Origin of the sequence: Trabulsiella odontotermitis, from assembly GCF_001297775.1 — a bacterium.
Classification (GTDB): domain Bacteria; phylum Pseudomonadota; class Gammaproteobacteria; order Enterobacterales; family Enterobacteriaceae; genus Trabulsiella; species Trabulsiella odontotermitis.
Genome location: NZ_LIFX01000009.1, coordinates 61,662 through 88,300, shown reverse-complemented (window position 1 = coordinate 88,300; position 26,639 = coordinate 61,662). Strand labels below are relative to the sequence as shown.

Genomic DNA, 26,639 nt, shown 5'->3' with positions numbered 1-26,639 from the left:
GGGGAAGATTTCCCCCTGGCGTATCCCATTAGCGCTTGCGCTTCGGCAGGGTTTTCATCAGTTCGTCGGGGCTGACGGACGCCACAATACTGCCTGGCTGCGGCAGCTTCAGGATGTGGTTTTTGATTTTTCCTACCACATGCATTTCGCACGGACGGCAGTCAAAACGCAGGGTTAACACCTCGTCACCATGCACCAGTTGCATCGGCGTGGCGCGCCAGCTCTTGATATTCCCTTTCGCCTGTTTCGGACACAGATTAAAGGCAAAACGCAGACAGTGTTTGGTGATCATCACCGGCACGTCGCCCTTCTCTTCATGGGCTTCATACGCTGCGTCAATCAGTTGCACGCCGTAGCGATGATAAAACTCGCGCGCTTTGTGGTTGTAGACGTTCGCGAGGAAACTGAGATGGGTTTCCGGGAATACCGGCGGCGGTACGGAGACCGGCTTGCGGCTGCCGCGCTGGTAATTAGCCAGACGCGCCTCGTCGAGTTTTTCCACCGTCTCGCGACGCAACTGGTTTAACAGGCTGTTCGGTACAAACAGCGCACCCGGCAGCGTCACGCTGACATCACGGGCGTAGTAAATCGACTGCCCCAGTTTTGCCACGCCATCATGGAGACTGTTCATCGCTTTTTCGGCGTTGGTGGCCTCATCGAAGTTGCCGTCGAGCGTATGCGTTACGCTGACGCCCTCTTCACTGGTCAGCGTCAGGATCAGTTGCTCCTGCCAGCCGCCGAGTTCAATATCCACCGCCACGCGACGTTCGCTGGAGGTTTTCAGCAACGCCTGCTGCCAGTTGTGATCGAGGTTGCGGTTCAGCGCCTGATGCGGACGTGCTTTATGCAGATCGGCGGGCATTTCGTTCGGCCACACGCGATAGCGATTTTCGCCGGTTTTCTCTACCGTATTGGCGCGGAAACCGACGATTTCGCGTTTGATCATCACGTTAAGCCCGTCGCCATTCGCCAGCGGCTCCGTCACTTCAACGTCGAGGTGATCTTTCGCCACCTTCAGCACTTCGCCCACCGGCAGGCCGATAAACTTCGGCGAATCGAAGGCGCCGATATCCCCTTTACGGGCATTAACGAAATAATCCGTGCTGCCGCGATGGAAGGTTTTGTCGGTCGACGGGATGAAGAAATGCTCCGTGCGACCGGCGGAGGCGCGCGCCAGATCGCCGCGATCGTCAATAATGGCGTCCAGCATCTGACGATAATGCGCGGTGATATTTTTCACGTAACTCATGTCTTTGTAGCGCCCTTCAATTTTGAATGAGCGCACACCGGCGTCGATCAGCGCGCCGAGGTTGGCGGTCTGGTCATTGTCTTTCATCGACAGCAGGTGTTTTTCGAACGACACCACGCGCCCCTGATCATCTTTTAAGGTATAGGGCAAACGGCAGGCCTGCGAGCAGTCGCCGCGGTTGGCGCTGCGTCCGGTCTGGGCATGCGAAATGTAGCACTGGCCGGAATAGGCCACGCACAGCGCGCCGTGAATAAAGAACTCAATGGTGGCGTCGGTCGCAGCATGAATGGCGCGGATTTGCTCCAGATTCAGCTCGCGCGCCAGCACGATTTGCGTGAAGCCGACGTCAGCGAGGAATTTTGCTTTTTCTACGCTGCGGATATCGCACTGGGTGCTGGCGTGCAGTTCGATGGGCGGAATGTCGAGTTCGAGGATCCCCATATCCTGCACGATCAGCGCATCCACGCCGGTCTGATAGAGGTCGGTAATCAGCCGTTGCGCGGGCTCCAGCTCATCATCATGAAGAATGGTATTCAGCGTGACGAACACCTTCGCACCATAGCGTCGGGCGAACGGCACCAGCTCCGCGATATCGCGCAAGCTGTTGCTGGCGTTATGGCGGGCGCCAAACCCTGGTCCGCCAATATAGACGGCGTCTGCGCCATGAAGAATAGCCTCGCGGGCGATCGTCGCGTCACGGGCGGGGCTGAGCAGTTCAAGATGAGAAGTTTGGCGCATGAAATTGTCGTTATCCGTCAGGTTCGAAATGGCGGCTATTGTAGTCAGAACCGCGCCCGGACGAAAACGTTTTCCATCGTTGCGATAGCCACGGACAATGTTACATTGCAACGAATGGTATAACACACAAGGAGTTATTCATGCGCAGCGCGCTTCCCTTTCCCACGCTGATGTCCGGCTTCGTCGCAGTACTGGTGGGCTATGCCAGTTCGGCGGCGATTATCTGGCAGGCTGCCGCGGCTGCTCAGGCCACGCCGGTACAAATTGCGGGCTGGATGACCGCACTGGGTCTGGCGATGGGGATCAGCACGCTGGCGCTGACCTTGTGGCGTAAAGCGCCGGTGCTGACGGCCTGGTCAACGCCGGGTGCCGCGCTGCTGGTCAGCGGCTTAGAGAATGTCACGCTGGCGGAAGCCATTGGGGTGTTCATCTTCGCCAATGCGCTGATCGTGTTGTGTGGCGTCACCGGACTGTTTGCGCGGCTGATGAAAATCATCCCCCATTCGCTGGCGGCGGCCATGCTCGCCGGGATCTTATTACGCTTCGGTCTGCAGGCGTTTGTCAGTCTGCAGCAACATGTTTTGCTGTGCGGCAGTATGCTGCTGGCATGGCTGGTGGTGAAAGCGCTCGCGCCGCGCTATGCGGTGATCGCCGCGTTGGTCGCGGGCAGTGCCGTGGCGCTGTTGCAGAGAGAAATTGCTACCGCACCGCTCTCCTTTGCCGTGGTGATGCCGGAATTCATCGCCCCGCAGTTTACACCGTCACTGTTGATCAGCGTCGGGATCCCCTTCTTTCTGGTCACGATGGCATCGCAAAACGCGCCCGGATTTGCCACGCTGCAGGCGGGCGGTTACCCGGTGCCGGTTTCGCCGCTGATTATCTTCACCGGTGGTCTGGCGCTGCTACTGTCGCCATTTGGTGTCTACTCCATTTGTATCGCCGCCATCACCGCCGCCATTTGCCAGAGCCCGGACGCGCATCCCGATCCCAAAGAGCGCTGGCGCGCTTCGGCGACGGCGGGCGTGTTTTATCTGCTGGCGGGGATCTTTGGCGGTTCGATAACGGCGCTGATGGGTGCGCTGCCGGTGGCGTGGATCCAGATGCTGGCCGGGCTGGCGCTGCTCAGCACCCTCAGTGGCAGTCTGGTGCAGGCGCTGGCACAGGAAAACGAACGTGACGCGGCGATTGTCACCTTTCTGGTGACCGCCAGCGGCATAACGCTTGTCGGGATCGGTTCGGCCTTCTGGGGATTATTGCTCGGTGGGCTGTGCTATGCCGTGCTGTCACTGCGCCGCCGCGCGTAGTTGTGACGGGGTTTTACCGGTCGCGCTGCGAAAACGGTTACTGAAGTGGCTGGCGGAACTGAACCCGCAGGCCTGGGCAATCTCCGTCAGCGACATCGTTGAATAGCGTACCAGTTCCTTCGCTTTCTCCATTCGCCGCTGCATCACATACTGGTGCGGCGCCATCTGCATTGACTGGCGGAACATCCGCGCGAAATGGTATTCACTGAGCGCTGCTTCCTGCGCCAGCGCCGCGAGAGTCAGCGGTTGCGACAGATGCGCTTCGATATAGGCCAGCGTATTACGCAGCACAAACGGTGCCAGCCCGCCGGTCACCGTCGGCAGCCGCCACTGGACACTCGAATAGTGCTGGATCAGGTGCGTCAGCAACAGCGTGCTGGCGCTGCTGAGTGTCAACTGGTTGGCCTGCTGTTGCCAGTCGCAACCGAGCAGAAACTGGCGGTAAACGGCGGTGATTCTGGCGTCGTCAGCGAAAATTCGCTCATCCAGCGTCAGCCTCGCCGGGCTGCGATCCCAGATTTTCTCGGCAATGTCGCGCAGGTGTTCATCCGTGCAGTACAGATGCACAAACGACAGATCATCGCGAATGTCCCACGTCGTTTCGCTCTCTTTCGGCATCAGGCAAAAACGATCCGGACCGCCGCCGTTTTTCCAGCCGCCGGGCGTTTTCTGATAGCTTTCGTAGCCGTCCGCCACATACAGACTCAGGGTGTGGTGATCGCTCTGCACAGTGACGGTATCGTGCTTGTTGTACCAGGATGCCAGTTGAATGCCAGAGTTCAGCGACACCGTATCCCGCAGGGTGGCGTTCTGTTTACACAGCGTTTCAAAGGTACTGTAAGCGTGAGACATGGCAACCGTTAAATCGAGGGATCAGAGCTCCAGTCTATGAAGAGTCCGCGTCCGATGCCAGCGTTGTGAATATGACCCGGCAAAAAAAACCGCAAGAATTTGCAAGTCAGGCGCAGACGGATGACAGCGCGTTTCCCCGTGATCCGGCAGACTGAAGGCAGGTTGTTACATGAGAGAATAAAAATGAACGTCTTATTGTATGTGCTGGTTGTGGTTATCTGGGGAACGACATGGATTGCTATTTTTCTGCAGCAAGGGCCGGTGCCTGCGCCGGTGTCGATTTTCTGGCGCTTTGCGGTCGCCAGCGTCACGATGCTGGTGGTGCTGGTCGCCCTGCACCGCCTGCGTCGTCTGAGCTTTCGCGATCACCTCTTCTGCCTGCTACAGGGGTGCTGCGTTTTTTGCTTTAACTTCTGGTGTTTTTATACCGCGGCGGCCTACATCAACACTGGTCTGGAGTCGGTGATTTTCTCTATGGCGGTATTGTTTAATGCCATCAACAGCTTTCTGTTCTTCCGCCAGCAACCGCCGGGGCGCTTTTATCTGGCGGCACTGCTGGGGTTGTCCGGCATTGTCACGCTGTTCTGGGACGATCTGCTGGCCAGCGGCGTTAACACCTCGCTGCTGTTCGGCATCGGGCTGAGCGCGCTGGGTACCTACGGTTTTTCTCTGGGCAATATGTTGAGCCTGCGCCACCAGCGTCGCGGCCTGGAAACGTTGACCACCAACAGCTGGGCGATGCTGTATGGCACGCTGGTGATGGGAATGATTGCCCTGGCTCGCGGTGACGACTTCACGCCGCAGTGGACGTTTAGCTATATGGGCGCGCTGCTGTACCTGGCGCTGCTGGGGTCGGTGGTCGCTTTCGGTGCCTATTTCACGCTGGTCGGGCGCATCGGCGCCAGCAATGCCGCCTACAGCACCCTGCTGTTCCCGCTGGTGGCGCTGACCATTTCGACGTTTTACGAGGGATATGTCTGGCATCTGAACGCTGTTTTGGGTCTGGCGTTAATTCTGGTGGGAAATCTGGTGATGTTTGCCAGGCCGGAAACCTGGTTTCGCCCACGTGGGTTGCGCGGCAAAACCGCCTGAGAAATGAAGCGCCATCAACGGATGGCGCTGACTGTCTTACTTATTGTTCGGGTCGAATTTCACCGCGTCAATGGCCATATCGTCAATCACCTGTTTCAGCGTATCGACGGTCATTGGCGTATTTTCATTCGCCAGCGATTTCCCTTCGCCTTTACGGACTACTTTGATCACCGGTTTATTGGTTTTCGCGTCGATCAGTTCCCCTTCAAAGTAGAGGCTGGTGTCCATCGTGCGATGACCGGTCGCCGCCTGTGTTCCCGCCACGACCAGCGCAACCGGGATGACTTCATAGAACTGCAGCCCTTCTTTGCTGGAATCCACTCCAGTGATCGCGCCACGGAAAATCAGGCTGCGCGGCCCGACCGTTGTCGCCAGCGGTTTACGCTCGGCGATCGCCTGTTTCAGTTGCGTGTTGGTGTAATTACGGATTTGATCCAGTGCCTTCTGGCCAATCTGGGTATTCGGTTTCGGCACCGGATAATAAACGACCGGGTTATAAACCACATTGTCATAATTAGCCGGGTTATAATTCGGGTCGATCCAGCGTAATTCCGGTTTACCGGAAGCGGACGTCGTCTCCTTCAGATTAGAGTAATCTTTTAAAAAACCGGAATACTTATCAGGCTGCGCAATTTTTGAGGCACAACCTGTTAACGCCATCATGGTTGTAATAACAGCCACGCTTAATAACGCTTTAGTACGCATGTAGGAATCCCTTTAAATGCATGAGTGCAAGGTAGTTATAGCAAACGACTGAGGGGTTTGTTGTGGCAATAAACGGGGAAGATCAAATTATCGAGAAAAGAAAGCCCACCGTCAGATGGGCTGAATGGCCGGTTACGCTGGTTTACGCGCCAGCATCGTGGCAAAACGCAGCTTAATACGATTACCGTTAGCATCGGTGCGGTGTAATTCGCCCACCTCTTCGTTGTATTTGAGCAATTCCCAGCCAGTATAATAATCGCTCAGCTCATGCGCTTTAAACGTAAACGGGAATCCGACCGTACAGGGATAATCCTCCGTATCCATTGCCGCCACAATCAGGTTATATCCGCCCGCTTTCGTACAGCGCTGCATATTATCGATAAGACCCGGAATGGTTTTCGCTTCCAGGAACATCAGCACTACCGTCGAGAGAATAAAATCATATTCCCCGTCAAAACTAAGGGTATTAAGATCTTTAACCGCAGTACGCAGATTATCCAGCCCCTCTTCATAACGAATGGTTTCCAGATTATTAATGCTCAGCGGATTTTTATCCCATGCGGTGACGTCAAAGCCGTTGGCCGCCAGATACAGGCTGTTACGCCCGTTGCCGCAACCCAGGTCAAGCGTTTTGCCCGGCGGCACAATCGTTGCAGCGTGCAGCACTTCAGAGTGCGTTTTCGTCAGGCCATACTTGTCGGTAAAGTAGTTTTCGTCGCAGGTCATGGTTAATCCTTTTATTCTGATGCTAAACGTGTTTTAAGATGCATTTTAAATAAACCTTTAAAACCACGCTACGGAGATCTTTGCTACGTTTATGTTAACCGACAGTAACGAGTGATCACGATGAACAAATACCGCCTCAGCGAAGAAACCCGTCAACATCAATACCCGGAAGACGGGGAAAACCGCGCCGTGACGCTGCGGCAGATCATTGCCCTGCGCGATTTCGCTGACGTTACTGTCGGAACCGCAGGCGGCTGGATAGACGACGAATCCGCCCTCAGTCAGCAGGGCAACTGCTGGATCTACGACAATAACAGCGTGGTTTTCGCCGGGGCGCGGATTGAAGATAACGCCCGCCTGATCGGTGTCTGTTCTGTCAGTCATCAGGCACAAATAAGTGACAACGTCACTGTTCAGGCTTCGCAAATCCGCGGTGAATGCCATCTCTTCGACGACGCCTGCGTGCTGCAACAATGCGACATTGTTGCTGTCAGAGGGCTGACGCCGGATGCGGAGAAAATACTGCAAATCTACGAGCGCGCCATCGTCAGCCGTTCGCGGATTGTGCATCAGGCGCAGATTTATGGCGAGGCTTTCGTCAATCAGGCATTTGTCGAACACCGTGCGGAGATCTTCGGCAACGCGCGTGTTGAAGGTAATGAAGAAAACAATGTCTGGATCTGCGATTGCGCCAGCGTGTCCGGTAATGCGCGGATCCTCGCCGGGCGCGGGGAAGATGCGATCCCCACGCTGCGCTATGGCGCGACGGTGACCGACGACGCGGTGGTGGAAGGCAATTGCGTGCTGAAACAACGCGTGCGGATCAGCGGCCACGCCTGGTTACAGGGCGGCCCATTGTTACTGGATGATAATGTGATTATTCACGGACGGGCGCGCATTCGCGGTGATGTGATCATCGAGCATGACGTTGACATCAGCGGCGATGCGGTCATTGAAACCTTCAATGGCGAACAGATTCACCTGCGCGGGCAGAAAGTGATCAGCGGCGACCAGCGCATTACGCGTACGCCGCTGCTGGGGTCACTTTGATGCAGAGTCGACAATCCGCGCGTAGATATTCTGGTCGTGGTATTCACCGTTGAGGAATTCCGCCTGTTTCAGGCAGCCTTCCAGCACAAACCCGTTGCGTTGCGCCACCCGGTTACTCGGCGCGTTCGCCACCCGGCATTTGATGACAAACCGCCGCACGTCGCCACGCTGGCTGTAGAAATGGATAAACGCCTGTAGCGCCTGCGACAGAATGCCTTGCCCCTGATGCACCTCATCCAGCCAGTAGCCGATATAGCCCGTCTTATTCAGCGGCTCAATCTGATTGAACGACAACACTCCCACCATCTCTTCATCGTCAAAGATCAGAAACATTTTGGCGTAGCCGCGTTGATGAAGCATGACGTTTCCCTGCGCATGCTGGCGCGTGGCGTTTTCATCAGTGACGTCTTTTACCCAGTTCAGGGAATGCTGCAACCACGTCTGATTTTTCAAAACCAGTTGATGCAGTTCCGGCACGAAACGCTCGTCGATCGCACGCAGCGACAACCGGTCATTGACGGGGATAAAAATATCGGGGGTTGTCGCCATCGGCACTCCCTTTTGCAATCATCAGGCGCCCCGCCGTGAGATCTGGCGGGGCGTGGGTGGATTAACGCATCACGCGATCATCAACATAGTTGCGCTTGTCCGGCGCAGGCGGGAAATACTGATACAGCCAGGTTTCGCTGATCGCCTCGCCCTGACAACGCAGGAACATCCGCATTTCCACCGGTTCGGTGGAATCGGACGTGGGATACCAGTCAAACAGAATGCGATACCCGTCGAACGGTTGTACATAAAGAATTTCGACCTGTTTCGCTTCACCACTGGAGAGGGTGATCACCGGTTCAATGCCCTTCGGTGCGGAAGCGTTGAGATCGCCACCGACAAAGTCAATGGCAAAACGACGCGCCCATTTGTCCGGGAAATGCTCACCTGGTGCCCAGCCTTCCGGGAAACCGCCCATGCCGGTGCGGGTCGCCAGCACACGCGCCATCGGGGAACGTACCGGCGGCATCGCGCTCCAGTAAAGGCGATATTTGAAGTCCAGCTCGTCGCCCGCTTTCACCGCTTTTTCCGGTGTCCAGAAGCAGACGATGTTATCCAGCGTCTCGCCGGTGGTCGGGATCTCCATCAGCCCGACGGCCCCTTTGCCCCACGCGTTGCGCGGCTCTACCCACAGACTCGGGCGTTTGTTGTACCAGCCCATCACGTCCTGATAGTGGCTGAAATCGCGATCGAGCTGCAACAGGCCAAACCCTTTGGGGTTTTTGTCCTGAAAGGCGTTGAACTGCAGCTTTTGCGGGTTATTCAGCGGGCGGCAGATCCACTCGCCGTTGCCACGCCACATCGCCAGGCGGTCAGAGTCGTGGATTTGCGGGTGAATGGTATCGCAGGTACGACGCTCGTTATTGCCGCAACTGAACATGCTGGTCATCGGCGCAATGCCGAGCTGTTTAATGTCTTTGCGCGCATACACGTGGTTTTCGACGTCCATGATCACCTGACTCTCTTCGCAGTTGATCACGAATTTATACGCCCCGGTGACGCTCGGGCTGTCGAGCAGCGCGTACACGGTAAACGTGGTGGCGCCCGGCTTGACGGTTTCAAACCAGAACGAGGTGAAATCCGGGAACTCTTCCGGCGTGTCGGTAAAGGTATCTACCGCCAGACCACGGGCGGACAAACCGTACTGATACGTGCTGTCAACGGCGCGGAAATAGCTGGCGCCGAGGAACGAGACGATATCGCGACGGGCCAGTTCCGGCGCTTTGAAGGCCCGGAATCCGGCGAAACCGAGATCGGTCTGCCCTTCCAGTTGTTTCGTGTCCACCCCCGCGTCGTTGTACTGGAACAATTCAGGGCGGAAATGAATCTCACGCGCCTGCTGGGTTTGTGAATCCAGCGAGAACATGCGCACGCGACGGCGGAACCCCATGCCGACATGGAAGAACTGGACATCCAGCTTGCGGTCTTCAACGTTGTTCCATAGCGATTGCGCGGCGTCATACTGAATGCTGTTGTAGGCCTGCGGCGTCATGGTCGCCAGCGTTTCTGGCAGTGCGCGCGGCGGCCCGCCCCACGGCTGGCGGGACAGATCGTGCGCCATGGATTGCAGCACGTTGTAATCAAAACGACGCGTCTGACCGTCGGCGATATCCGACTCTTCAGCCCAGGCGGCGTTGGTGAAAAGAGAAGCGACTCCGGAGGTGCCCACAACGGCGGCCACGGCCATGGAAGATTTTAAAAAACGTCTGCGATTCATGCCTGAGAAAGCGTCCTTTTATAATGTCAATTGATGCGCAACGGCGGCAAACAGATGCGTCGTGAATGTCGCTCACTCTAGACAAAAATGATTGATAATCCAATTGTTGACGGCAGAAAAAGCGCGCAAAGCCAGAAAAAATTTCTGTCGACCAGAATCAGCCGAATCGGAGGTAAATTTATGTATAAAAAAACCCCTGCCTGACATCATCAGCAGGGGTCAAAGCCGTAGCACAGCATTCTTATTTTACGCTGACGTCAATACCCGGAAAGTATTTAGCCGCGAGCGTGGTGATCGTTCCGTCAGCACGGACCTTGTCAATTGCCGCGTTGAGCTGTGCTTTCGTTGCGTCATCACCCTGACGCAGGCCAAAACCGATCCCGCTACCAAGAATGGTGTCATCCGATACCGGTTTGCCGATGAATCCGAATCCTTTCCCCTGAGGTTTGCTGAGGAAACCCGCCTGTCCTGCGGCGGACATCACCAGCGAGGCGTCGATCCTGCCGTTCAGCAAATCTGCCCACGCCATGTTCTGATCTTTGTATGACACCACCGTGACGCCGTGAGCTTCCCAGTGCTCTTTGGCATAGGTTTCCTGAATCGATCCCTGCAACACGCCGATGGTTTTGCCTTTCAGTCCTTCCGGCGTTGCTTCCATACCATCCCCGGCTTTACCGACCAGTTGCGACGGAATACGGTAGATTGGCTGGGTAAAATCGATGCTTTTGCGGCGCTGCTCGGTGATGTTCATCGCCGAGTTAATGGCGTCGAATTTTTTCGCCACCAGCCCCGGGATCAGCGCATCAAACGAAGATTCCACCCAACTGCATTTCAGCGAAGCGGCCTGACAAATGGCTTTGCCGAGCTCAATATCAAACCCTTCCAGCTCCCCTGCCGCGTTTTTGCTCTCAAACGGCGGGTACTCGGCTTCCACGCCATAACGCAACTCAGTGGCGGCAAACGACGAGTAAACGCTGAACATCCCCAGAATAAGTAACAGTGCTTTGATCTTCATGGCTTATGCTCCTTAACGCGGCTTCACGCGACACAGCGCCTGCGCACCGGCCCGTAACGTTGCCTCATCTTTGGCAAAAGAGAGGCGAATCAGTTTGTTATCCGTACCATCGGTATAAAACGCCGACAGCGGGATGGTGGCAACGCCACACTCAGTTATCAGTCGTTTCACCATTTCGCTGTCGCTCTCGTCGCTGAAGTGGCGGTAATCCGCCAGCACAAAGAACGAGCCCGCGCTCGGCAGCAGGTGAAACGGGGAATCTGCCAGCAACGTCTGCAACAGGTCGCGTTTGCGCTGGTAAAACGCCGCCAGCGAAAGCCAGGTCTGCGGATCATTCATATGTTCGGCAAACGCGTACTGCATTGGCGTATCGGCGGAAAACATCAGGAACTGGTGTACTTTGCAGATCTCATCCATCAGTTCTGCGGGCGCAACGCAATACCCCACGCGCCAGCCGGTGACGTGAAAGGTCTTGCCAAACGACGAGACAATCACGCTACGTTCGGCAAGCTGCGGGTGCGTGGCCATACCGTGGTGCTGTTGTTCATCAAATACCACATGTTCGTAAACTTCATCAGACAAAATAATGATATCGGTATTGCGGGTGACCGCCGCGAGCTGCGTGAGGTCGTCGCGTGAAAACACCTGCCCGCTCGGGTTATGCGGCGTATTGATGATGATCATCCGCGTTTTTGGCGTAATGGCGGCGCGCACTTCATCCCAGTTGATGGTGAAATCCGGCACCGTCAGCTTGATAGCGACCGGCGTCGCGCCCTGCAGACGCACGATCGGCGCGTAGCTGTCAAAGGAAGGTTCGAAGTAAATCACCTCATCACCAGGGTGAACCAGCCCGCTGATGGCGGAATAGAGCCCTTCGCTGGCGCTGGCGGTGATCAACACCTCGCTGTCGACATCGTACTGCGTGCCGTAGAGCGTGGCGATTTTTTCGGCAATGCGTTCTTTCAGCACCCGAAGTCCGGTCATCGGCGCATACTGATTATGCCCGGCCTCCATCGCCCGCGTGACGCCAGCCACTAACCCGGCATCACAGGAAAAATTCGGCGCCCCCTGAGAAAGGTTGACAGCCTGATGCTGTGCGGAGAGTTGTCCAATAACAGTAAAAATAGTGGTACCAACGTCTGGCAATTTAGAGCGAGTTTTCACCGGTGTACGAACTGTCATCTTCAATCCTTTCTCGTTTTATATGCATAACTATTCAAACCGAAGGTGATTGAAGCGACAAACGAATTGTTGTCATAATAGCCATGACTATTTTGCATAGCTGGAGTCAATGATGTCGCGCACCGATCTGCCGCTGAATGCCGTTGAAACCTTCCTTGTGACCGCCCGTCATCTGAATCTGACGCACGCCGCGAAAGAGCTGTGCCTGACGCAAGGCGCCGTAAGCCGCAAAATCGCCAGCCTCGAAAACTGGTTTGGTTTTCCGCTGTTCGAGCGGCACGCACGTGGCCTGCGCCTGTCACCCCAGGGCAGCGCCCTCTACCCGGATCTGCTCGCCGCTTTCGGGCAACTGGTGACGGTGGCCGATCAGGCGCGCCAGCAACAAACTGTGGTGCGCCTGAAAGCGCCGACCTGCGCCATGCGCTGGCTGGTGCCGCGTCTGGTGGCGCTTGAACAGCGCTACCCGGAATTGCAGATAGCGCTCACCACCACCATTGAACATCAGGTGAATTTCAAAACGGAACCGTTTGACGCCGCCATTGTGTTCGGGCCGCATCTGAACGTGGGCGATTTGCTGTTTGAGGAAGCGCTGACGCCGGTACAGAGCAAATCCATCAGCCGTGACGATGCGCTGCGCGGGGCAACCTTTCTGCACCCCACACGGGATAAAACCGACTGGTCGCTGTGGCTGTCGGCCTTTCCGCAGTCAGCGCAGGTGGTTATGCAAAAAAATCAACACTTCGACACCATGGATCTGGCGATCACCGCCGCCATCCAGGGATTTGGCGTCGCCATTGCCGATGAAACGCTGGTAGCCGAGGATATTCGTCGCGGGCGCTTAGTGCGTCCTTATGCACTGAGCGTGAAAACCGGCGCCAGCTACCGGCTGGTGATCCGCGATTCGCAAAGCAAAGCGTCGGGGCTGGCGCGGTTTCGTGATGAGCTGCTTAATCCAGCGTGACGTGATGTTTCATCACCCGTTTGAACAACGCCAGCCGGGCGCGCATAAAGCGGTTTTCCACTTTAAATCCGGCATGTTTGTTCAGCCCGATGCGCAGCAAACGGTCACGGCCTTTGCGACAGGCGGGCCAGCGGGTCACGCCGTGTAGCGTGTCACTGGTTTTGCTGGCGGTACGGGCAAAATTGACCCAGAAATCCGCAATGTGTTCAGAAAACGCCACGTCATGGTCGTTAACGTAATTACGCGACGGCTCCGCCAGCCGCAGGTTGGCAAACACGTACGGCACTTCATTGCCGTGCCACGCGCCGTTGAGGTAGGTCTGATGCTCACTCTGCGCGACATAATCAAACCAGTAACGCCAGCAGGGCTGCCCGACACGCTGTTGCGCCTGCATCACCACATAACCCAGCGTGGTAAACGCCATGTCGCGACACACCTGACGCCCCAGCTCCACATCCCCTTTCACACCAGGGTATAACAGTTTGATCAGCCCGAGCCCGAGACGACGCTCGCGCCGCAGCTTCTGGATTTGTTCTGCTAGATCGACGCCAAACACCTCCATCACGCTGGCTTCATCGCTGTTTGAACCGACAATCACCGGCATCGGCTGCTGCTTTCCGGCGAAGAAAACCTCCAGCATCGGCTGCGGCAACACCGCATCGCCGACAATGGGCGCCGGACCGGTGTTGAGTGGGGCTGCGAGCGGCCAGAATGCGTCGGCGGGGATTTGACGCAGTTCGTCGGCGCTGGCATTCGGCAGGCCAAAGTGCGCGGCGATCTGCTCGCCCTTTTCCAGCGCCTTCTCCCGCGGCGTGTCCGCCAGCGTATATCCACTCTGAATAATCGCTTTATGGAATAAACCCACCGCTTTCGGCGAGGTCATCAGCGACAGCACACTGCGCGCGCCAGCGGATTCACCGAACAGCGTGATATTGCCGGCGTCACCGCCAAAGGCATGAATATTTTCCTGCACCCACTTCAGGGCGGCAATCTGATCGAGCAGCGCGAAATTGTAGACACGCTCGTCCTCTTCACCCTCCAGAGCCGGATGGGCAAAGAAACCGAGATGACCAAGACGGTAATTGAGCGTGACGATGACCACATTGCGCGACGCCAGCGCTTTGCCGTCATAAGGCGGTAGCGAGCCTGCGCCGAGCGTAAAACCGCCGCCGTGCAACCAGACCATTACCGGCAGCGGTGCGGTACGAACCGCAGGCGACCAGACGTTAAGATAGAGGCAATCCTCAGAAAACGCCCCCGGATCACCGCCGCCCAGTTCCACGCAATAATCGAGGTTTTGCCAGCCCGAGGCAGAAAACTGCGTGGCGTCACGCACCGTCTGCCAGGGATCGACCGGTTGCGGCGAACGCCAGCGTAACGGGCCGACCGGCGGCGCGGCGTACGGAATGCCGCGCCAGACATGAATATTCTCTTCGGTCATCCCCAGAACGGGGCCTTGTGCGGTTTCTGCCAGAGGTGTTGATGGAGCCTGCATGCCGTCTTCCTTTCGCTGAACACCTCAGCAGATTACCTGTTTCAGAGCAGACCGCAACGGCGTTTGCTGCGGTCTTCGGCCTCCTGATAGAGCGTGAACTCATCGAGCACGGGCGCGCCCAGGGCGTCTTCAAAGGCGATGCGGCTGGCGTTGCCGTGGCTGCGCGCCTGCGTTTCATTGCCCAGATTAGACTGGAAAATCCCCGCCGCACTGACCGGCAGGAAATCTTCATAAGTGATAGGTTGTGCCACCAGCCACCCGCGCTCAATCAGCGGTTGTGGATCGTCGCCGGTGTGGATCGCCTGGCGGTGCGCTTCTCCCGCCGGTGTCAGGCGATAGCGGAAATAAGCCAGCGCCTGGCGACGCATCAGCATTTCGCTGTCGGGAAAATCTTTGAACACCTCCTGCAAATGCAACTGATGCGACAGGTTATCCTTCGCCGTTCCGGCTTCACTGAGCAGTTTATCGTACAGCGCACGCCCTTTCGGCGTCAGCGCCACCCCGCGCTGTTCAATCTCACCAAAGCGGGCGGTATGCGTTCCCCGATGTTCACCGGAAAACAGCACCGGCTCTTCCAGCGCTTTGAAACTGGTTTGCCGCAGCAGAACCGGCACCTCCCGGCGCGGCGGCCCTTCGATGAGGATTTTCGGTTCAATGCCGTATTTTGGCATCAGCGCCTGCACACGATCGATGTCCAGCGTCCGTGGCGTGAGATGGTTGATATGGCAGCCGGGGAAACAGACCACATCGGCAATCAACCGGTGCTCATCGTGCAGCGCCTGATAGGTTTGTTGATCAACCGTCGCATGACGATGCCAGCGAAACGTTTCCAGCGCCTCCTGCACGAACGCCTGCGCGTCGGCGGCGGAAAATCCGCCCTGTGTTTCGTGCTGCGCGATCAGTTCGCGACAGCGTGGCGTAAAGATATCGCGCTCTGCGAGAATATCAGCGGCCCGCTGGCGCAGCGCGGCATTATCAATCAGCTCAAGGCGCAGCAGCGAGGTAAACACGCGAAACGGATTACGGGCGAGCGACGCATCATCAACGGGACGGAACGCGGTGGAATGCACCGGCACCCCGGCCTGCGACAGATCGTAATAGCTGACCGGATACATCCCCATAATGGCAAACATGCGGCGCAACGTTGCCAGTTCTTCTTGTGTCCCCACGCGGATCGCGCCATGACGTTCGACGTTGAGCCGCGCCAGCTCGTCAGCATTAGCCAGTTTTTCATGTAGTTGGGGGTTATTCTCAAGTACCGCCAGATTGACGTCTGCCACCAGTTCCAGCAACGTGCCGTACTGCGGAACTTCCTGCTGGTACATCTCCGACATTGCCTGCGAAAACAGTTCCCGAATCTCATCTGCCGTGATGGTGTTCGCCATGATGTCATTTCTCCAGTGAATATTACCTGGAGTGTAGAGAAGGCCGTGGTTCTGCGTCAGGAAGAATGTGTAAATTGTGATCGCGGATAAGGTGACAGGATAAATTTACTTGTAAGTCAAATATATCGAATGTTAATAATATTTTGCTAGCTGGTTATCAAAATTAAACAACTTTACTTGTTTCTGTCCACGCTCTGTTTTTAACATCCTGTCATGGAAAAAAAAGGTCTCTTTAGTCAGCGCATCCGCTTGCGCCATTTGCATACTTTCGTCGCCGTCGCTCAACAGGGAACACTGGGGCGCGCGGCTGAAACCCTTAACCTGAGCCAACCGGCGCTGTCGAAAACCTTAAATGAGCTGGAGCAGCTTACCGGCACGCGTCTTTTTGAGCGTGGGCGTCTCGGTGCACAGCTGACGCTGGTTGGTGAACAATTTCTGACTCATGCCGTCAAGGTCCTCGATGCGCTGAATACCGCCGGACAATCGCTGCATAATAAAGATGGCGCAAACAGTGACGTGGTGCGCATTGGCGCGCTGCCGACGGCGGCGTTGGGTATTCTTCCACCGGTGATCGGCCAGTTCCATAAACAGCAAAAAGACATCACCATTCAGGTCGCCACCATGAATAACACCATGCTGCTGGCGGGGCTGAAATCCGGTGAGCTGGATTTGGGCATCGGGCGAATGTCCGATCCTGAACTGATGGGCGGGTTGAATTACGAGCTGCTGTTTCTCGAGTCGCTGAAACTGGTGGTACGCCCGCATCACCCGCTCCTGCAGGAGAATGTCACGCTCAGCCGTGTGCTGGAGTGGCCGGTGGTGGTGTCGCCCAAAGGCACCACGCCACGGCAGAATGCCGAAGCGATGCTGCAAAGCCAGGGCTGTAAGATCCCGTCAGGCTGTATCGAAACGCTGTCGGCATCGCTGTCACGCCAGTTGACGGTGGAGTTTGACTATGTGTGGTTTGTGCCTTCCGGCGCGGTAAAAGACGATCTGCGTCAGGGAACGCTGACATCCCTGCCAGTACCGAGCTACGGCGTCGGTGAGCCGATTGGCATTCTGACCCGCGTCGACGCTACGTTGTCATCAGGCGCACAGACGTTGCTGAGCGCCATCCGCAAATCCATGCCAGTCTGAGGTTTACGCGTTTGCCGGGCCTACGGTAGTAAGCCCGGCATCATGCTTAAAACGTCTCCCAGTTATCGCCGTTTGCCACCGCCGGTGTCAGCGGTTTCACCGCAGAGGATGGCGTGTTGCTGCGCGCAATACTGGCACTGGAGGCCTGCAGACGAAACGCGCCGACGGCTTCCGTCAGTCTTGCCGCCTGCTCTTCCAGCGACGCCGCGGCCGCAGACGCTTCCTCAACCAGCGAGGCGTTCTGTTGCGTGACGTTGTCCATTTCAGTGATGGCCTGGCTGACCTGCGTAATCCCACGGCTCTGCTCGTCGGAAGCGGCGGCGATTTCCAGCATAATATCAGTCACGCGTTTCACCGCATCGACGATATCGCCCATGGTGGTGCCCGCTGCCACAACTTCGCTGGAGCCACGTTCAATCAGCGTCACGGACTCACTGATTAACCCCTCGATCTCTTTCGCCGCCTGCGCACTGCGGCTGGCGAGCGTACGCACTTCGCTGGCAACCACCGCAAATCCGCGTCCCTGTTCCCCGGCGCGCGCCGCTTCTACCGCCGCGTTCAGCGCCAGAATGTTGGTCTGGAAGGCGATGCTGTTGATAACCGCGGTGATCTCAGAGATTTTCCGCGAACTGGCGGAGATACTGCCCATCGTATTGACCACGCCGTTGACGATCTGCCCGCCGCGCGACGCTTTCCCGGACGCGTCTTCCGCCAGCTTGCTGGCATGATGCGCGTTGTCGGCGTTCTGCTTCACGGTCGCCGTCAGCTCTTCCATGCTGGCTGCCGTTTCTTCAATGGCGGCGGCCTGCTGCTCGGTGCGTGACGACAGATCAGTGTTACCCGCAGAGATTTCGCTGGTACCGCGATAGATCTCTTCCGCCCCCTGCCGTACCGTGCCAACGGTTTTCACCAGCGAACGCTGCATCGCCTGCAGGTCACTGCTGAGTTTGCCAATTTCACTACGGCCAGTGGCTTCATCGGCCATCGTCAGGTCGCCCTGCGCAATATGCTCAATGCGGTACGCGGCCCGTTGCAACGGACGGATCACCGTACGACGCAGCACCATAAAGGTCATCACCGTCAGCGCCAGCGCCAGACCAAAGGCGCCGAACATGAAAATCAGCCCCAGAGTGGTACGTGAATGCGCCTGCGCCGTCAGCGCTGTTGCGCGATCGGTACGGATGGCGATGGATTTCAGCAGCAGATCGTTGTAGGCATCGTCCAGCGGACGCGCCTGCTCGTTTTCGCTGTTGATGATCGCTTCAAACATGCCATTTTTGGCATATTTCAGCATTGGTTGTAAGCCTGCGATGTAGGCTTCATAGCGTTTCGTCAGCTCGGCTTCGAGCGCGACGTCGGCATCGGTTTTCACCCGCCGCGCCGTATACTCTTTAAATGCCGCCTGAGACTGCTTGATACGCGTTTCCGCCTGCTCAATATTGCGCTTCATGTCTTCCATTTCGGCGATGCGGCTGGCCGCCCCTGCATGGATCATGTTAATACGGGCTGTCCGCAGATGGTTGGAGCTGTTGGATAAGCCCATACGCACCTGGATTTCTTCGGTGACATCACGCTGGTCGCTGTCGGCCTGCAGCAGGAAGTAACCTGCAAGTCCGGAACTGAGCGCAAAGAGCAGCAGAATGCCGCCCAGAATGGAGGAGAAAAGCGGGACTAACCGAATGTTATGCAAAAAACTCAGCTTTTGCGACTGGAGCTGCGCTGCTGTTTTGTCCATGACCTTGACTCTCTTATAGTAAAATGCGCACAAACACGCCCGTAAGATTGTCATCGGCTGTTTAACGGGTTTAATTACCGCTAAAAACGCCACACAGGTCACACTTCGACATTTAATTTATGAATCGCCAGCGGAGTGACTCCGCTGGCGCAGGGGATCAGTTATCACCGAAATGGATAACGGTGCGGATAGACTTGCCTTCATGCATCAAATCAAAGGCTTCGTTGATCTGATCAAGCGGCAGACGGTGGGTGATGAACGGGTCGAGACGGATCTTGCCCGCCATCGCCTCTTCCACCATTCCCGGCAGTTGCGTGCGCCCTTTCACGCCGCCAAACGCTGAGCCGCGCCAGACGCGTCCGGTCACTAACTGGAACGGACGCGTACGGATCTCCTGACCCGCGCCCGCCACGCCAATAATAATGCTTTCGCCCCAGCCTTTGTGGCAGCATTCAAGCGCGGCACGCATGACGTTCACGTTGCCGATGCATTCAAAGCTGAAGTCAACGCCGCCGTCGGTGAGTTCAACGATCACGTCCTGAATCGGCTTTTCATGATCTTTCGGGTTGATGAAATCGGTCGCGCCCATTTCTCTGGCGAGAACAAATTTCTCCGGATTAGTATCTACTGCAATAATCCGCCCGGCTTTCGCCTGCACCGCCCCCTGGATCACCGCCAGACCAATGCCGCCGAGACCAAACACTGCCACGGTATCGCCCGGTTTCACTTTTGCCGTGTTGTGTACCGCGCCGATGCCAGTGGTCACGCCGCAGCCCAGCAGACAGACTTTATCCAGCGGTGCCTGCGGATTCACTTTCGCCAGCGAGATCTCCGCGCAGACGGTGTATTCGCTGAAGGTGCTGGTGCCCATATAGTGATAAACCGGCTCGCCGTTATAAGAGAAACGGGTGGTGCCATCCGGCATTAAGCCTTTACCCTGCGTGGCGCGGACGGCCTGGCACAGGTTGGTTTTACCGGATTTACAGAACTTACATTCACCGCATTCGGCGGTGTACAGCGGAATAACGTGATCACCCGGTTTCAGGCTGGTCACGCCTTCACCGACTTCCACCACAATACCGCCCCCTTCATGCCCCAGCACCGCCGGGAATACGCCTTCCGGATCGTCGCCCGACAGGGTAAACGCATCGGTATGGCAAACGCCGGTGTGGGTGATTTTCACCAGCACTTCCCCTTTCTCTGGCGGCGCAACATCTATTTCAACGATTTTAAGCGGCTGGCCCGGGCCAAAAGCGACGGCTGCACGTGATTTCATATTGTCTCTTCCCTTTGTGTGAATGGTATTAGCGGGTGTTGGGGTATGGTAATTTGAACCGCCAGGGCATGCAAACCGCAATGCCCCGTGCGCGGCCTCCGGAAGGGAAAACGTTACAGCTTATTCTTGATTTCCGGCAGGGATTCCTGCATCCACAGGGGGATGGTGTCTGCCGGCAACGGGCGGGAGAAATAATAACCCTGAATGACCGGGCAGTGGATGGAGCGCATAAAGGCGAGCTGTTCGTGGTTTTCCACCCCTTCCGCCACCACCGTGAGATCAAGGCTGTTGCCGATCCCGGTCATCGCCTCCAGCAGTGCTTTCTGCCGTTTTTCCGTCAGGCATTTGGCGATAAAACTTTTGTCGATTTTGATTTCTGAGACCGGCATGCTGGCAAGACGGGACAGGCCGGAGAAGCCGGTTCCGAAATCATCAATGGAGAGACCGACCCCCATTTTTCTGATCTCGTTGATCTGCACCAGCATCTCTTTATCCAGCTCCATCATCCCGCTTTCGGTGATTTCAATCGTCAGCATATCGCCGGGTACAGACCAGGTGTCCAGCGCTTCTCTGATGACGTCCACCAGATGACGGTTATGCAACTGCAACGCCGACAGGTTGACGGAGATGGTCGGCACATTGAGTTGCTGATCCCGCCACTGAGCGATTTGCCGACAGGCTTCGCGCAGTACCCAGTTGCCAATGTTTTCGATTTCACCGTTCTCTTCCGCCAGCGCGATAAACCGATCAGGCGGCACATCGCCAAAGGTCGGGTCGCGCCAGCGTGCCAGCGCTTCGAAACCGTACAGTTCGCCGGTCACCGCAAAGATCTGCGGCTGATAGACCAGTCGCAGCGTGCCGTCGGCAATCGCGTGTTTCAGCGATGCGCCCATCAACACCCGTTCGCGGATCACTTTGTTCATTTCGACATTGAAAAAACGCCAGCCGTTGCCCCCGGCGTCGCTGCGGGAATCCATCGCGCTGAGCGCTGTGGAAATCAGATAATCACGGTCGCGGGTCTGCTCGTGGCTGATACCAATACTGAGCGTCAGATGAAACGCGTGTTCGTTAATCAGCACCGGTTCGGCGACAATGGTTTTTAGTTTCTCAGCAAGCCAGGTAATGTTGCTGATTTCCATGTCGGTATACACAATGACAAATTGCGTGCCCTCGATCCGGCTGAGAAATGCCTCAGTGCCGATGAGCGCGAGCATGCGGTTAGCCAGATAAATCACCACCTGTTCGGTGGCCGAATAACCTGTCGCATCGATAACGTCGCGAATATTGTCGACGGAAACGGCAAACACCGCCGGGCGATGCTCTTCGCGATCATCAAAAATCGCGTCGATATGCTGGTTCAGGTAGTTGCGATTGGGTAGCCCGGTCAGGGAATCGAACTGCACCAGTTGCTCTATCTGCAGCCGGTTGTATTCCTGCTCGATAGCCAGCGCGCACAGGTGAATACTGATATCGGCCACACGGTCGACAAAATCGAGCGTCTCTTTTGCCTCATGAGATCTGAACGTCAGCATCCCGGTGGTCATTCCGTCACGGCGACGAATGAACATCGGCCGCTCGGCGACGTTTTCCGCTGCCGGATCGAGTGCCGACGAAGCCGCCCACGGCGTCATCACGCCGTTGCGCAGATATTGCAGCGACACTTCCGTTCCCGGCAGGATATTTTCGATGTGATGACAGATTATCTCACCGGTCTCCTGGAAGGACTGATGACCGCTCATCGCCGCCAGGGTGTCCTTTTCAAGCTCCCGGAGGCGTAAATCCTCGGTAATGTCCGAAAAGGTCATTACGATGTTCTGCAACTGCTTGTCGGCGCCGAAAACCGGGCTGGTGGAGGCTTTGAACCAGATTTGCCGACCATTGTTGCCCGACAACTGGATCTCGTCATAATCGTGGGAATCCTGCCAGATAAGGCGGTGAAAGCGCTCAAGGTTATCCGCCGATGAGTTTTCGTTCATCCTGAGCAGGCTGTCCAGCGTCTGCGACGCGGCTTCTTTCATGGTGTAGCCGAACATGTCGGTAAACGCACGGTTCATCTGTACAATGCGCCGCCCGGTATCGAGCACAATGACTGGTCTGTCGACGTGGTCAACCGCGAGGATCAACAGGCGTTGTTGCTCCTGGCGTTCCATCTCTACACTGGCGTCCCGCACCAGCGCCAGGTAATGCAGGCGCCCGCCGACGTCCACTTTCGACAGCGAAAAACGCGTCCAGACGGTGCTGCCGTCTTTACGCTCCAGCAGCAGTTCGCGACTCATGCCTTCGACCCGCGCCTCGCCACCCTCGCGGTTGTGGCTGATAAACCCGGAGTGGATCCCTTTTAAGTAAGACGGCACCAGGCCTGAGACATCTTTTCCAAGGACTTCCTGGCGTTGATATCCCCATAGTTTTTCCGCCGACCGATTAAAAAAAAGAACCTCATCCTTTTCATTAATCAGCACCACACCCATCATACTTTGTTCCAGTGCAGGAAAAAGAATGTTGTCGCCTGTGAAGCGCAGACTGAAGGATCTCATCACTTTCTCCCCCGCAGGGTATTAAATGTTTTACCACTCCCCGGACAGCGTTATCCGCAGCGGAGGAATTCTCTCTCGCTGCGAAATGTCGACATCGCCAGTTCTTGTCACTGAGTAAAATGATTCTTTTGTTCAGTTTAGGCGGATTCTGCCTGTATGTAAGAATTTATTAAATAATTGAGGATTAAGGAAGCGCGGGGGAATAAAAAACAAACAGGCTCTCCACAATAGTATGGAAAGCCTGATTAACTCACGGGTTATTTGTTCGCGAGTTTGTCATAGCTGGTCATCAGGTTACGATAATCAGGAATATGATTTGAGAACAACGTTGCCAGACCTTCAATATCATTACGCCAGTCGCGATGCAGTTCACACGCGGCGCCAAACCAGGTCATTAACTGCACACCCGCTTGCGACATACGATCCCATGCGGAATGGCGGGTAATTTCGTTAAAGGTCCCTGAGGCGTCGGTCACCACGAAGACATCGAACCCTTCTTCAATGGCCGACAGCGCCGGGAATGCTACGCACACTTCGGTCACGACGCCCGCAATCAGCAATTGTTTTTTACCGGTTGCTTTAACGGCTTTGACGAAGTCTTCATTATCCCACGCATTAATGTTACCAGGGCGCGCGATAAACGGCGCGTTCGGGAACATCTCTTTTAATTCCGGTACCAGCGGACCATTCGGACCGGTTTCAAAACTGGTGGTCAGAATAGTTGGCAAATTGAAATACTTCGCCATATCTGCCAGCGCCAGCACGTTATTTTTAAATTTGTCAGGATCAATATCACGAACCAGTGACAGCAATCCTGCCTGATGATCCACTAACAATACAGCGACGTCATTTTTATCCAGGCGAACATACGGTTTAGAAGACATTATCCTTTCCTCTTCAAAATTACGGTGTTATTTCTCCCGGCGATGCGCCTGATTCTGCGCGGTTCTGCTGGGGTCATAAAAATCATAGTCGAGTTATCGGCGTTCGGTTAGACCGTAAAAGGAGGACGCAGCGTTGCGTTTTCGGAACGATAAGTTTTTATGTTGGAGTTGGGTTGGAGGAATAAGCGGAGGGCACCGCGAAGCGGCAATTTTCCTGCCGGGAGCCGGGATTGTTAAGGGTGCGGCGACGAGCACCCTTAACACGTTCACGGGTATTATGGTTTCAGAGAAACGGAGAAATTGAAGTGAACGGAAACTTTCTCCGCAGGTCACATATTCAACCCTTAAATATCAATCACGAACGCTTAATATCAATCACGAACGCTTGCGCGGCATCATCCGCAACAGCGTGTTATCACGCCAGTAATAGTGATGCGCCAGCGCGGCCGCGGCATGCAGGCCGATCACCCAGTAGCCGAGGTTCGCCAGAAATTCGTGATACTCCTTCAGCGTATCCGCAAGGTCAAAATTTGACTCTGCCGCGTGGGGCATCGAAATACCGAAGGCTATCCACGGATTACCGCGGTTGTACATCATCACAAAGCCAATCACCGGCAACACAATGAACAACAGATAGATCACCAGATGCCCGAGATGCGCCAGCCCCGTCATCATCGGTTTTGGTTTTGGCACAATCGGCGGTGCCGGGCGTTTCAGGCGGATCAACAGACGAGCCACCGTCAACACCAGAATCGTGATCCCGCCGGAAACGTGGACCATATTAAACACCGGACGATAGTCGCGCGGGAAAAAGCCCCGCAACTCCATCGCGCAATAGGTCACGATGATCAGTAAAAAAACTACCCAGTGAAGGCCAATTTGTAAGCCCGAATATTTGTCACGCATGTGGTTATCCCGCAGATAAAGGTTACCGGAACACGATAACGGCCTTTTCTTAAGAATTCATTAACTTTTCTGTACCAATTTCTAAACAGTTTCAGTCTGTTGCCACTTGCTGGTTGCTCATTTCGATTTCCTGAACTAAGCCTGGTGAAGTGCACGATATCGACTCGTTGAGTTATGAAGGAGATGATCCATGAGTAAAATTGGTATTAACGGTTTTGGTCGCATCGGCCGTCTGGTCCTGCGCCGCATTCTGGAAGTCAAAAGCCCTGCCGATGTGGTTGCCATTAACGATCTGACCTCCCCGAAAGTGCTGGCCTATCTGCTCAAACATGACAGCAACTATGGCCCCTTCCCGTGGAGCGTTGATTTCACCGAAGATGCGTTGATCGTCGATGGTAAAAAAATCACTGTCTATGCCGAAAAAGAGGCGAAAAATATTCCGTGGAAAGCGGTGGGCGCTGAGATTATCGTCGAATGTACCGGCTTCTACACCTCTGCGGACAAAGCCAAAGCACACCTTGATGCAGGTGCGAAGAAAGTGCTGATTTCCGCCCCGGCGGGTGAAATGAAAACCATCGTCTACAACGTGAACGACGATACGCTGGAGGCCAGCGATACGATTATTTCCGTCGCCTCCTGTACCACCAACTGCCTGGCGCCGATGGCAAAAGCGCTGCATGACGCCTTTGGCATTAAAATTGGCACCATGACCACGATCCACGCCTATACCGGTACCCAGGCGCTGGTCGATGGCCCGCGCGGTAAAGATCTGCGTGCTTCGCGCGCCGCGGCTGAAAACGTCATTCCGCATACTACCGGCGCGGCGAAAGCCATTGGTCTGGTGATCCCGGCGCTGAGCGGTAAACTGAAAGGCCACGCGCAACGTGTTCCGGTGAAAACCGGCTCCGTCACTGAGCTGGTGTCCATTCTGGATAAAAAAGTGACCGTGGATGAGATCCACCAGGCACTGAAAAAAGCGACGACAAACAACGAATCGTTTGGCTATACCGAAGAAGAGATTGTCTCTTCAGACGTGGTCGGCTCGCATTTCGGTTCGATTTTCGATGCCACGCAAACCGAAATCACCGAAGCCGGTGATCTGCAACTGGTAAAAACCGTCTCCTGGTACGATAACGAATATGGCTTTGTCACTCAGTTGATTCGCGTGCTGGATAAATTCGCGAAACTGTAAATCCCCTGCGGATGGCTGAGGCCATCCGCGTTTTCCCCGCAGGATCACATCAGCGCACGACTTTTTAACGCCTCCACCAGCAACGCATCATTGCGCAACTGCCGCCAGGCATCTTCCACGTCGGGCGGGATATCAACATGACTGATAAATCCTTTGCCGCGCGGACCGTAACCCTGTTCATCATCACGCAGGCGGGGTAATTCACCGACGATCAGCGACAAATAGCGCTCCACCGGCCATAACCCGTGACTGTCGCCACTGAAACACGCCCCCTGCTCACCGTTACGCAATACTGGTGTCAGCCCCGGATAACTTTTCCACGCTGGCGCGCTGGCGCAGTCCTGCCAGACGCGGGCAAAGGTCGCCATGGTCCGCCGCTGCATGGTCGGATCCTGCACCACAACGCCTTCCTGACAGTGAATGCCGGTCTCTTCCATCATCGCGCGGGTGAACAGCGCGTTCTCGCCGCAGTTGGTCGATTTGCTTTCCACCAGTATCCTTTCGCGGGGAATGTTCCAGAACTGATGGGCGATATCAGCAAGGATCGCCGCTTCCGCACGCCCGGTGGTACGGATGCTGTGATAGCGCGGATGGCGGGCGATAGCCGCATACAGAAACGTTGTTGAGTGACCAATACCGCCGCTTATCAGCAGCGTTTGTTCGCCACCAGCAACCAGCTGGCAGGCGGCATCAATCGTTGGGATCACTGCGTTACCGGCCAGCACCACCAGATCCGCCTCGCCAGGACGTGGGCACGATGGATAGTCGTTCTGCGCCAGCCATGCGCCAACCGTATTCGCGGCATTCAGCGTTGATTCGGGTAATTCCGGAAAATTCGTTAACATAATTCTCCCTTCTTTCCTCAATAAAACGACAGGGTAACGCATGCGTCTGATGAACACAGGGGATCACTCCGAAAGCCATAAAACCCCTTGTGCCTGAATCGTTTCCGGTA

Annotated in this window: 22 protein-coding genes; 6 read left to right on the top strand and 16 right to left on the bottom strand. The window is 55.9% G+C overall.

The genetic code is table 11. From position 1 onward, the window contains the following. Positions 1-28: 28 nt before the first annotated feature. Complete coding sequence (locus AOY23_RS13225; RefSeq protein WP_054180190.1) at positions 29-1,987, bottom strand: peptidase U32 family protein; 1,959 nt, start codon at positions 1,985-1,987, stop codon at positions 29-31. 140 nt (positions 1,988-2,127) lie between these two features. On the opposite strand from AOY23_RS13225, the gene AOY23_RS13220 reads away from it, so the two are divergent. Then, entirely contained in the window at positions 2,128-3,291 is a 1,164-nt protein-coding gene (locus AOY23_RS13220; RefSeq protein WP_054180075.1) for a benzoate/H(+) symporter BenE family transporter, read from the top strand. On the opposite strand, the gene AOY23_RS13215 is transcribed toward AOY23_RS13220, so the two are convergent. Beyond that, positions 3,271-4,143, bottom strand: a complete 873-nt coding sequence (locus AOY23_RS13215; protein WP_054180074.1) for a helix-turn-helix transcriptional regulator — start codon at positions 4,141-4,143, stop codon at positions 3,271-3,273. The genes AOY23_RS13220 and AOY23_RS13215 overlap by 21 nt on opposite strands. A gap of 183 nt (positions 4,144-4,326) precedes the next feature. On the opposite strand from AOY23_RS13215, the gene AOY23_RS13210 reads away from it, so the two are divergent. Further along, on the top strand, positions 4,327-5,235 hold the full coding sequence (locus AOY23_RS13210) for a DMT family transporter (RefSeq protein WP_054180073.1): 909 nt from the start codon (positions 4,327-4,329) through the stop codon (positions 5,233-5,235). 36 nt (positions 5,236-5,271) lie between these two features. Here AOY23_RS13210 and AOY23_RS13205 read toward each other — a convergent pair whose 3' ends face one another. Next, on the bottom strand, positions 5,272-5,940 hold the full coding sequence (locus AOY23_RS13205; RefSeq protein ID WP_054180072.1) for a DUF3313 domain-containing protein: 669 nt from the start codon (positions 5,938-5,940) through the stop codon (positions 5,272-5,274). 132 nt (positions 5,941-6,072) lie between these two features. Further along, positions 6,073-6,666: a tellurite resistance methyltransferase TehB gene (tehB, locus tag AOY23_RS13200; protein WP_054180071.1), complete on the bottom strand. Its 594-nt coding sequence runs from the start codon at positions 6,664-6,666 to the stop codon at positions 6,073-6,075. Positions 6,667-6,786: 120 nt separating this feature from the next. On the opposite strand from tehB, the gene ydcK reads away from it, so the two are divergent. Beyond that, on the top strand, positions 6,787-7,716 hold the full coding sequence (gene ydcK, locus AOY23_RS13195; RefSeq protein ID WP_054180070.1) for a YdcK family protein: 930 nt from the start codon (positions 6,787-6,789) through the stop codon (positions 7,714-7,716). On the opposite strand, the gene rimL is transcribed toward ydcK, so the two are convergent. The 4 genes from rimL to AOY23_RS13175 all read right to left on the bottom strand — a co-directional run bounded on the left by rimL (position 7,708) and on the right by AOY23_RS13175 (position 12,179). Further along, a complete protein-coding gene (rimL, locus tag AOY23_RS13190; protein ID WP_054180069.1) occupies positions 7,708-8,265 on the bottom strand; it encodes a 50S ribosomal protein L7/L12-serine acetyltransferase in 558 nt (185 codons plus the stop codon). The genes ydcK and rimL overlap by 9 nt on opposite strands. Before the next feature lie 61 nt (positions 8,266-8,326). After that, complete coding sequence (locus AOY23_RS13185) at positions 8,327-9,982, bottom strand: glucan biosynthesis protein D (RefSeq protein ID WP_054180068.1); 1,656 nt, start codon at positions 9,980-9,982, stop codon at positions 8,327-8,329. A 241-nt stretch (positions 9,983-10,223) separates the two neighbouring features. Next, on the bottom strand, positions 10,224-10,997 hold the full coding sequence (locus tag AOY23_RS13180) for an ABC transporter substrate-binding protein (protein ID WP_038154178.1): 774 nt from the start codon (positions 10,995-10,997) through the stop codon (positions 10,224-10,226). 12 nt (positions 10,998-11,009) lie between these two features. Continuing rightward, positions 11,010-12,179 carry a pyridoxal phosphate-dependent aminotransferase gene (locus AOY23_RS13175; RefSeq protein WP_054180067.1) on the bottom strand — a complete coding sequence of 390 codons (1,170 nt, stop codon included), beginning with the start codon at positions 12,177-12,179 and terminating at the stop codon, positions 11,010-11,012. A 112-nt stretch (positions 12,180-12,291) separates the two neighbouring features. Here AOY23_RS13175 and AOY23_RS13170 point away from each other — a divergent pair, with 112 nt between their 5' ends. After that, positions 12,292-13,140, top strand: a complete 849-nt coding sequence (locus AOY23_RS13170; protein ID WP_054180066.1) for a LysR substrate-binding domain-containing protein — start codon at positions 12,292-12,294, stop codon at positions 13,138-13,140. Here AOY23_RS13170 and AOY23_RS13165 read toward each other — a convergent pair. After that, a complete protein-coding gene (locus AOY23_RS13165; protein ID WP_054180065.1) occupies positions 13,127-14,635 on the bottom strand; it encodes a carboxylesterase/lipase family protein in 1,509 nt (502 codons plus the stop codon). The two genes, AOY23_RS13170 and AOY23_RS13165, sit on opposite strands and share 14 nt — an antisense overlap. Before the next feature lie 41 nt (positions 14,636-14,676). Beyond that, positions 14,677-16,020 carry a 2-oxoadipate dioxygenase/decarboxylase HglS gene (gene hglS / locus AOY23_RS13160; RefSeq protein ID WP_054180064.1) on the bottom strand — a complete coding sequence of 448 codons (1,344 nt, stop codon included), beginning with the start codon at positions 16,018-16,020 and terminating at the stop codon, positions 14,677-14,679. Between the two features lie 213 nt (positions 16,021-16,233). On the opposite strand from hglS, the gene AOY23_RS13155 reads away from it, so the two are divergent. Beyond that, positions 16,234-17,157, top strand: coding sequence for a LysR substrate-binding domain-containing protein (locus AOY23_RS13155; protein WP_054180063.1), 924 nt, complete (start codon positions 16,234-16,236; stop codon positions 17,155-17,157). A 46-nt stretch (positions 17,158-17,203) separates the two neighbouring features. On the opposite strand, the gene AOY23_RS13150 is transcribed toward AOY23_RS13155, so the two are convergent. From AOY23_RS13150 to cybB, 5 genes are all read right to left on the bottom strand, one after another. Next, positions 17,204-18,892: a methyl-accepting chemotaxis protein gene (locus AOY23_RS13150; protein WP_054180062.1), complete on the bottom strand. Its 1,689-nt coding sequence runs from the start codon at positions 18,890-18,892 to the stop codon at positions 17,204-17,206. A 157-nt stretch (positions 18,893-19,049) separates the two neighbouring features. Then, positions 19,050-20,168, bottom strand: a complete 1,119-nt coding sequence (locus AOY23_RS13145) for an S-(hydroxymethyl)glutathione dehydrogenase/class III alcohol dehydrogenase (RefSeq protein ID WP_054180061.1) — start codon at positions 20,166-20,168, stop codon at positions 19,050-19,052. Between the two features lie 113 nt (positions 20,169-20,281). Continuing rightward, positions 20,282-22,702 (bottom strand): oxygen-sensing cyclic-di-GMP phosphodiesterase DosP, encoded by a 2,421-nt coding sequence (gene dosP, locus AOY23_RS13140; RefSeq protein ID WP_054180060.1) that lies wholly within the window; start codon positions 22,700-22,702, stop codon positions 20,282-20,284. A 257-nt stretch (positions 22,703-22,959) separates the two neighbouring features. Beyond that, on the bottom strand, positions 22,960-23,586 hold the full coding sequence (gene ycaC / locus AOY23_RS13135; protein WP_054180059.1) for an isochorismate family cysteine hydrolase YcaC: 627 nt from the start codon (positions 23,584-23,586) through the stop codon (positions 22,960-22,962). 375 nt (positions 23,587-23,961) lie between these two features. Then, positions 23,962-24,492 (bottom strand): cytochrome b561, encoded by a 531-nt coding sequence (gene cybB / locus AOY23_RS13130; protein WP_054180058.1) that lies wholly within the window; start codon positions 24,490-24,492, stop codon positions 23,962-23,964. A 190-nt stretch (positions 24,493-24,682) separates the two neighbouring features. Between cybB and gap the strand changes: the two genes are divergently transcribed. Continuing rightward, positions 24,683-25,684, top strand: coding sequence for a type I glyceraldehyde-3-phosphate dehydrogenase (gene gap / locus AOY23_RS13125; protein WP_054180057.1), 1,002 nt, complete (start codon positions 24,683-24,685; stop codon positions 25,682-25,684). Positions 25,685-25,728: 44 nt separating this feature from the next. Here the strand turns inward: gap and AOY23_RS13120 are convergent, their stop codons facing one another. Beyond that, positions 25,729-26,529, bottom strand: coding sequence for a YdcF family protein (locus AOY23_RS13120; protein ID WP_054180056.1), 801 nt, complete (start codon positions 26,527-26,529; stop codon positions 25,729-25,731). Positions 26,530-26,639: the final 110 nt, after the last annotated feature.